Raw genomic sequence first — 7,259 nt, 5'->3', positions numbered from 1 at the left:
AGCTTGCCGCGCAGCAGCTGGGCCATGCGCCGCTGCTCATCCGGCGGAGTGTCCGCGAGCCAGCGCACGTCCAGGGCAATGACGGCCAGGCCCTTCTGGCGGTGGTTGAAGCACTTCCTCCACATCCGCCGCAGGGCGGTGCGGGACTGGAGCGACTCGTCCTCCAGCAGCGGGGCCGACACCTCCTGCACCACGCAGTCCGGCCCCAGGTACATCTGCAGCAGCGGATCCTCCGTGTAGCTGGGGAGGAACTGCCGGGCCTGGCGCTGCCAGTCCACATCCAGTCCAATGAGCTGCGTCTTGCCGCTGCCCGCGGGCCCGAGCACCACCACGTTGGGCAGATCCACCACGGCGGCGCGGTGGGCCAGGGGCAGCCCGGAGAGGAACGTCCCCCGCACCTGCAGCAGCCGGCCGGAGCTCATGGGCGGAGGGCCGCTGGAGACGGGAGCCGCCGTGCGCCGGCGGCGGTACCAGCCCACGAGCTTGACGATGCCGTAGATGAGGAGCGCCGCGGCGGCGATCGCCAGGACCCAGATGAGGTACGGGCTCACCTTCTCCCAGAGCTTGCCCAGCGTCCCCGCGCTCGTCTCGACGGACTTCGCGCTCGTGTTGAGCTGCTGCACACCGGTGGTCAGCGCCTTGGCGGGATCCACCTGCACCCGCGTCAGCGACAACAGGCTCAGCAATGGAGACCCCACGGCTACCTCCCCCCGCGGGGCGGGCTCGCCCCGGAACGGCCAGAGCGCGCGGCCAGCTGGAGTGCCTCGAGAACTTCTTCCAGCTCATCCAACGTCTGCACGAGCTTCTCGTGCCGGGCCTCGTGCTCCTTGGGTGCCAGGCGCGTGCCGCCGGGCTCCGGGAAGAGCGCCACCACCCCCGCGCGGACCTCATCCACCAGGGGCGCTGCGCCCGCTGTCAGCGATCCGAGCTCGGAGTGGATGGACTTCTCCAGGCGCGCCAGCTGCGTGCGGGGCCCCTGGAGCTCCTTCATCCTCTGCACCTCTTCCCTCATCGCGACAACCACCACAGTAGCACTGGAACGAGCACCACCACGCTTCCGGACACCACGTAGTAGCGCAGGGGGAAGGCGTGGACGAGCGGAGACTGGGCCGCGGGAGGCGGGGGCAGGGGCACCGCATCCGGCTTGGGGATGCGCGCCGCCAGCCGCTCCTTGTACTCGCGCAGCCGGGCCGTGTTCCCCGCGTAGCGGCCCTCGAAGCCCGCGGTGAGACAGAAGTGCAGCAGCTCGAAGACGAGCGGAGAGGCGCCGCGCTGCACCAGCTTCTCGTCGGCCTGCTCGTAGAAGCGATCTCCCCCCGAGTCGATGCCGAACAGCTTGTACTGGAGGAGCGGCCAGTCCGACTGCTCCGCCTCCGCGAGCCGGCGCAGCACCAGCTCATCCACGAAGTAGACGAAGGGGCGCAGCGCCTCGTCGATCTCCTCGTCCCGGTACGCTCCGCCCAGGGACTTCTGGAGATCGGCCACCTCGGCCAGCAGCTGCTGCTGGAGCAGCGCCAGGCCCTGCGAGCCCACCCGCACCTGTGTGCGCTCCTCGCCCGCGCCGGGCGCGGGGGGAAGTGACTGATCCAGCTGCGCGCACACCTGCCGGTGAGACCGGAGGATGCTCTGCCAATGCTCGAGTTTCATGAAGACACCTTCAACGGGAAGGGGCCTGCCCCTGCAATCGAGGGCCGCAGCACCACCGAGGCCTCAGCATTCCACGCTTCGAGCAGCTGCTGCACCTGCTCGAGGAAGCAGAGGACCAAGGGCTCGGCGCTGGCGTCAAAAGGCTCCAGCAACAGCTCGTACACGTGCAACAGGCCTGATCCACGCAGCGCGCCATCCGGGGCTACCGTGGCCTTGAGCTCCCGCAGCCAGGGGATGACGCGGCGGAAGGGCTCCTCGGCGGGAGTCCCCAGGTAGCTCAGCAGGGCGGCCAGCTCGTTGCGTTCGAGCGTGGACTTGACCTTCCAGGCGAGCAGCCGCGTCAGACCTGCCACGTCATTGCGCAGCGCGCTGTCTCGGTGTGCCTCGAGCCGGCCCACCAGCTGCCAGCCCAGGCCCTCCACGTGCCGGCCTGGGGTGGAGACGCTCACCCGGCCCACGGCCTCGGAGACGAACTGGGGCTGGTACCAGAGGGCCTCCACCAGCAGCTTCTGCGGCTCGATGAAGGCCTCGGGCAGGCGAACCAGCAGGCTGTGGCGCGGGCGCAGATCCTCGTCCATCCCCTCGTCCAGCTCGTAGCTCGGCCCCTCACCGGGGAGGAAGGCCGGGCGCATGGGCAGCCGCCCGGACTGCCCCAGCACGTACACGCCGGTGACGGAGTGCAGCTGGAGCTCCCGGCCCGCCGTCATGCCGCGGATCGTGTACTCGGAGCGGGTGCCATCCGCGACGATGGGCTGAGCGGGCTCGGCCTTGAGGTTCTCCACCGGCACGACAAAGGGCTGGAGGAAGTCCGGGTGGGGCGAGCGTCCCACCGACCAGCTCTTGTCCAGGTCCAGGCACAGGCTGAAGCGCGTCCACTCCTTGCGGTGCGAGGGCACCGCCACGTGGAGGAAGAGCCCCTGCTCGGGCTGCTGGAAGAAGGCGCGCACGCGCTGCAGCGGGTGCTCGTAGTTACTCGAGTCGTCCAGCTCCTCAGGCGCGTCCCCGAAGGAGAACTCGCACGGCAGGCCCTGTGAGCTCTCGTCCGCCTGGGCGTCGTACACCACGCTCACCTGGGTGAGCTGCTTGCGCAGCGCGTGGTAGACGGCCAGCGAGGGCCGGTACTCATCCAGGTGGCGCACGAGCAGGCTGAACAGGCCCACCGGATCCCGGCGGGGGAAGCTGGACTCGAAGCGGAGGATGAGCCGGAAGCGGCCATCCACCAGGCGCACCACCTCCGAGCCCTCCGTGGAGATGGGGAGGATGCGCAGGTGGCGCCGGGTGCGGAAGCTGCCCGCCACGCCGTGCGCGGGCGCCAGGCGCAGCTCGGTGCCGCGGGGCAGCACCACCGTCTCCGTCATCTTCTCCGCCGGCAGCGCCTGCACCAGCGCCACCGCCGGCAGCGGCCGCAGCAGGAAGTCGAAGAAGGCGGAGAACAGCCGCAGCCAGGTGGAGCGCAGGTTGTGCTGCGTGGCCAGCCGCGTCTGCACCGAGAAGAAGGCCATGGACTCGATGAGGCGCCGCACGTGCGGATCCTCCCGGTCCAGCGGCACGGTGGGGTGCGCGCTCAGGAAGCGCTGCCGGAAGCGCTCCAGCGCATCCAGCTCCTTCAGGAAGTCCTGGTAGATCAGCTCCGACGAGACGCTCACCGCACCCTCACCCCAGCTTGACGAGCGACCCGCCGACCGTGGTCATCGCTCCCTTGAGCTCCGCCACACCCGACGACTCGAGTCCGAGCTTGCCCTGGCCGGACACCTTGGTCATGGCGGAGGACAGCTCCGCCTGCGTCTTCCCTTCCATCTTCAGCGTGAGGCCCTCAATCTTGTTCTCTCCACCCGAGGCCACCAGCGTGGTCTGCATGCCCTTGAGATCCAGGTTCATGGCCGCTTCAATGGCCACCTTGGCGTCGGACTTCAGCGTGGCGTCCTGCGCCGCCTTCTGGGTGAGCTTGGCCTGGGAGGTGAGGCTCATGTCCTTGGTGCTCTCCACCGTGAGTACATCCTGGCTGTTCCAGCTCGAGGCCTTCGCCGACTTGAGGGTGAGCGTCCCGGTCGCATCCACGGTGAAGTCTTTGCAGGTGATGACGACGCTGTCTTGTTTCTGGACGTAGGTGCTCGTCTCTTCAGAGCCCTTCACCGTGATGGTGATGCTGGTGCCATCCATCACCACCGTCTGGGTGATCTGATCGTCGGCGTTCTCCACCTTTACGGTGACGCCTTTCTCCTTGTCCAGCTCGACGGTGCAGACCAGCTTGCCCATGGTTCCTCGCTTCCTCGGCGGAGAGCCCGTGGCCCTCCCCTCTCACTGGTCTTCCTTCACCTCGATGAGCAGCGTGCCCTCGGCGATCTGGATCTTCTGGGTGTCCTTGTCGTTCGTGCGCTGCATGAGGAAGACGGGCTTGTCGTCCGTGTAGTAGTGCTTGATGGCCGTGCCGTTCTCCGGAGTCTTCCCCACCAGCAGCTGCACGCCCTGCCCGTCCTGGGGCATGCGCGCGCCGGTGCGCCAGTCCAGGAAGCGCTTGATCCAGGCCCGCCGGAAGTCGAGCGCCACCAGCACCCGCTCGCCCTTGTAGGCGGGGAAGTAGAAGTGGCCCGGGAGCAGGTTGGGGTTGAAGGGCGTGGGGATGATCTGGTCCTCGAAGAGGGGGATCTTCACCTTGTAGCCATCCAGCGAGGTGGCCGAGTCGGTGTAGGCCTGCCACGTCTCGTCCTTCTTGTCCCCCTGCTCGCTGACGATGAGGCCCTCCACGTAGCGGGGGTAGCCCGGGGGCTGCCACGCGGGCAGGTCCACGTGGAGCTCGCCCTGGGGCTCCAGCCGCGTGCTCATGCGGAAGGAGAAGAGCGCGTAGTCATCCCCGTACACCTCGTCCTCACTCATGTCGCTGGTGACCTCGGCGTCCAGGAGCAGGCTGCGGACGCGGAAGGTCTCGTCCTGGGCCACGCCCGCTGCGCCCCAGGCATCGTCCGAGGGCAGCTTCACCAGCGCACCGGGAGTAAGCGCCTTCTCGGGGAAGGAGCGCCACGTCAGCTCCACCTCCGGGCCGCGCACCCGGAGCCGCGCCGTCTCCAGATCCACCCGGGCCTGCACCTCGTCCGAGATGGGGGTGCACAGCAGCACGTCCTGGCGGATGCCCGTGACGGCCTGCTCCTGCGTCACGCTCTCGGTCTGGGGCCCCACGGCGATGGCGTTGAGCACCGTCACGTCGTGGCGGATCACCTCCGGGAGGATCACCTCCAGCGTGGACAGGTTGAGCGGGAAGAGCGCCAGCGGCGTGCCCGTGGCATCCTTCTCGGCGGCGATCCGGTAGCCATGCGTCTTGTAGTCGTAGGTGAAGACGCCCCCGTGCCCGTGCACGAGCCACAGCACCCAGTCGTAGAAGCTGGCCCCTCGCTGGGGATCCAACCCCACGAAGAGCAGGGAGTGCTGGCTGCCCAGGACGGCATCCCAGTCGTACTTGAGGCTGATCTTCTCGCCCTTGTGCGCGTCCAGCACCTGCTGGACGGTCTTCGACGTGTAGAGGGCACAGGGGTAGTGCTGCCGCCACAGCAGCCGCGCCACATCCTGGAAGCGGATGCCAAAGCGGCGGTGGAGGATGAGATCGCTGTCTCCGGTGGTGACGGCCTCCTCCACCAGCGTCTTCTCGGTGACGAAGCCCTTGAGCTCCAGCGCGGTGGGGTTCGGCTGGGACGAGGTCTCCGGCAGGACGGCCTTCACCTCGAGCTTCACCTCCACCAGGTCCGGCTTGAGGAAGGCTGTCAGCAGGGCGGCGTTGTCCTTGCCCTTGTTTCCCTGGGTGTCCGTCAGCAGGAACTCCGCCTCGCCCTCGAAGCCCCAGCTCGACAGCTCCAGCGAGAAGCGCTTGATGCTGCCGGCAATGATCTTGTGGGCCTTGCCACCGACGGTGAGGGTGAGCGACACGGCCAGCCGCTCTTTGACGGAGGTCTCGCTCATTCCTCGTTCTCCTCCACCCGGACCAGGCCACCCACGGTGTGGAAGAGGATGCGCAGCTTGCAGGGCGCGCCCCGCAGCGTGCCCGTCAACATGAAGTGCAGCCACAGCCCCGAGTCCCGCCCGCGCAGCTCCACCTCCACGTCCTGCAGGCGGGGCTCATGCTCCTCCACCGCTCGCTGCATCTCGCTGGTGAGCGTCTTCAGCAGGCTCGGAGTGCCGTACTTCTCCGTGTAGCGCCCCAGGCCGAAGCCCTCGACGAAGTAGCCGTAGCCCTCCTTGGTGTTGAGCACGGACTCGAGGTTCTGCCGCACCTGCTCCAGCTCGCCATCACCGCCCGGCGGCGACCAGGTGCTGGTGAACTTGTCGAGGAAGGAGGGGCGTGCCATCTCAAGCCCTGCGCCAGAAGAGGAAGACCTGGGTGCCCTGGAGCGCCGGGGTGACGTAGAAGGCCATGCCGTTGTCGCGCAGGGCGTACTGCCACTCCTCTCCTAGCGAGAGCTTGTACCAGGAGATCTCCGGGCCGAAGGCGTGAGGGAAGGCGGGGTGCCGCACGTGCTGGAAGGGGATGCCGCGCAGCGCCAGCCGGCGCACCACGGGCAGGCGCGAGGGGCTGGCCACCTTCACCCCATCCATGGCGGGCGGCTGGCTGGGATCCTCGCTGCGCACCAGCAGGTACAGCTCGCTCTGCACGCCCGCCTCCAGCGCGGGCAGCGGTGAGAGGATGAACTGCCCGTCCTTGGAGTCGAAGGGCTTGTACGTGAGTCGCGTGTCCTCCGGGCGGAAGGCCCGGTTGAGCAGCTCCATCCACCCCCACAGCCCCGCGCCCGGATCGTCGTGCTCATAGACGGGCATGGAGCCCGCCGGATCCAGCTCCAGGTAGCAGCACACCTCGAAGTAGAACCGGCGCAGGGCGTCGAAGAAGTGGTACGGGTGAGGGCAGATGCCGCTGCGCATGTCCCCGCGCAGGGCCTGGAGGCGGTGGACCTCTAGCAGGGTGCGGCGGGCGGCGGCGAGCCGCTCTCCGCGCTGGTAGCTGTCCAGCAGCAGGGTGCGCAGCTGACCGTGGGCCTTCTCCAGCAGCACGTCCAGCTCGGTGAGCAGCTCGTTGAGGAAGGGATTGGGGCCCACCAGGAGCAGCGGCGGCACCTTCCGCGTGTCGGGGCGCCAGGACCCCTCGAGGCTCTTGGAGAAGGACACCAGCTGCAGCGTGGAGAGCGCCCGATCCACGGCCTGCTCGCTGGAGAGCTGCAGCCGGCGCAGCAGCCGCTGCACGTTGGGCGGCTCGTCCGCGTAGAGCGGCACGCCCTCCGTGGTGCGCGTGTCCTCCATGAGGTGCAGGTAGACGGTGACCTCCGCGCGGCCTGTGGCCTCCAGCGAGAACGAGGGCACGGCGGCGTTGCCCGGCACGTTCACCAGGAAGCCGCCGGGCATGGCGGCGGTCAGCGAGGAGAGGGAGAGGCTGCCCTCGGCCAGCAGCACCTCGCTCCACGTGAGCGAGGCGATGCCGACCTGAGGCAACCCGGACAGCTCGGCATGCAGCCGCGACTCGGACGAGAGCGCTTCATCCTGGGCGCGAAAGTGCTCGGGAAGGAGCGTCTGGCCGACCTGCCAGCGGACCCGCGCGAGCTTGTGGCGCTGCATGGCATTGGTTCCTAGCGGAGAGG

7 protein-coding genes and 1 pseudogene are annotated in these 7,259 nt (G+C 68.5%); all 8 read right to left on the bottom strand.

All coding sequences use genetic code 11. The features are described from left to right. Nucleotides 1-698 (bottom strand): annotated as a pseudogene (locus VD972_RS31490) (hypothetical protein); the annotation flags it as partial. Between the two features lie 2 nt (nucleotides 699-700). Continuing rightward, nucleotides 701-991: a hypothetical protein gene (locus VD972_RS31485; protein ID WP_324992481.1), complete on the bottom strand. Its 291-nt coding sequence runs from the start codon at nucleotides 989-991 to the stop codon at nucleotides 701-703. Between the two features lie 17 nt (nucleotides 992-1,008). After that, nucleotides 1,009-1,647, bottom strand: coding sequence for a DotU family type IV/VI secretion system protein (locus tag VD972_RS31480; RefSeq protein ID WP_324992480.1), 639 nt, complete (start codon nucleotides 1,645-1,647; stop codon nucleotides 1,009-1,011). Then, the gene (locus VD972_RS31475) at nucleotides 1,644-3,293 is read right to left on the bottom strand and encodes a type VI secretion system baseplate subunit TssF (RefSeq protein ID WP_324992479.1); all 1,650 of its coding nucleotides are present in this window, start codon (nucleotides 3,291-3,293) and stop codon (nucleotides 1,644-1,646) included. Before VD972_RS31475 ends, VD972_RS31480 begins: the two co-directional genes overlap by 4 nt. A gap of 7 nt (nucleotides 3,294-3,300) precedes the next feature. Next, nucleotides 3,301-3,903, bottom strand: coding sequence for a hypothetical protein (locus VD972_RS31470; RefSeq protein ID WP_324992478.1), 603 nt, complete (start codon nucleotides 3,901-3,903; stop codon nucleotides 3,301-3,303). A 42-nt stretch (nucleotides 3,904-3,945) separates the two neighbouring features. Continuing rightward, a complete protein-coding gene (locus VD972_RS31465; RefSeq protein WP_324992477.1) occupies nucleotides 3,946-5,595 on the bottom strand; it encodes a hypothetical protein in 1,650 nt (549 codons plus the stop codon). Beyond that, nucleotides 5,592-5,981, bottom strand: coding sequence for a GPW/gp25 family protein (locus VD972_RS31460; RefSeq protein ID WP_324992476.1), 390 nt, complete (start codon nucleotides 5,979-5,981; stop codon nucleotides 5,592-5,594). Before VD972_RS31460 ends, VD972_RS31465 begins: the two co-directional genes overlap by 4 nt. Before the next feature lies 1 nt (nucleotide 5,982). Further along, nucleotides 5,983-7,236 carry a type VI secretion system baseplate subunit TssK gene (gene tssK / locus VD972_RS31455; protein ID WP_324992475.1) on the bottom strand — a complete coding sequence of 418 codons (1,254 nt, stop codon included), beginning with the start codon at nucleotides 7,234-7,236 and terminating at the stop codon, nucleotides 5,983-5,985. Nucleotides 7,237-7,259 lie beyond the last annotated feature (23 nt).

The sequence above is a fragment of the Hyalangium sp. genome (assembly GCF_035629615.1).
Lineage (GTDB): Bacteria > Myxococcota > Myxococcia > Myxococcales > Myxococcaceae > Hyalangium.
This window is presented reverse-complemented; position numbering and strand designations above follow the sequence as displayed.

What these genes read in the sequence shown, in the direction of transcription:
- VD972_RS31485 (WP_324992481.1), bottom strand. Translation starts at nt 991, where the DNA reads ATGAAGGAGCTCCAGGGGCCCCGCACGCAGCTGGCGCGCCTGGAGAAG.
- VD972_RS31480 (WP_324992480.1), bottom strand. Translation starts at nt 1,647, where the DNA reads ATGAAACTCGAGCATTGGCAGAGCATCCTCCGGTCTCACCGGCAGGTG.
- VD972_RS31470 (WP_324992478.1), bottom strand. Translation starts at nt 3,903, where the DNA reads ATGGGCAAGCTGGTCTGCACCGTCGAGCTGGACAAGGAGAAAGGCGTC.
- VD972_RS31465 (WP_324992477.1), bottom strand. Translation starts at nt 5,595, where the DNA reads ATGAGCGAGACCTCCGTCAAAGAGCGGCTGGCCGTGTCGCTCACCCTC.
- VD972_RS31460 (WP_324992476.1), bottom strand. Translation starts at nt 5,981, where the DNA reads ATGGCACGCCCCTCCTTCCTCGACAAGTTCACCAGCACCTGGTCGCCG.
- tssK (WP_324992475.1), bottom strand. Translation starts at nt 7,236, where the DNA reads ATGCAGCGCCACAAGCTCGCGCGGGTCCGCTGGCAGGTCGGCCAGACG.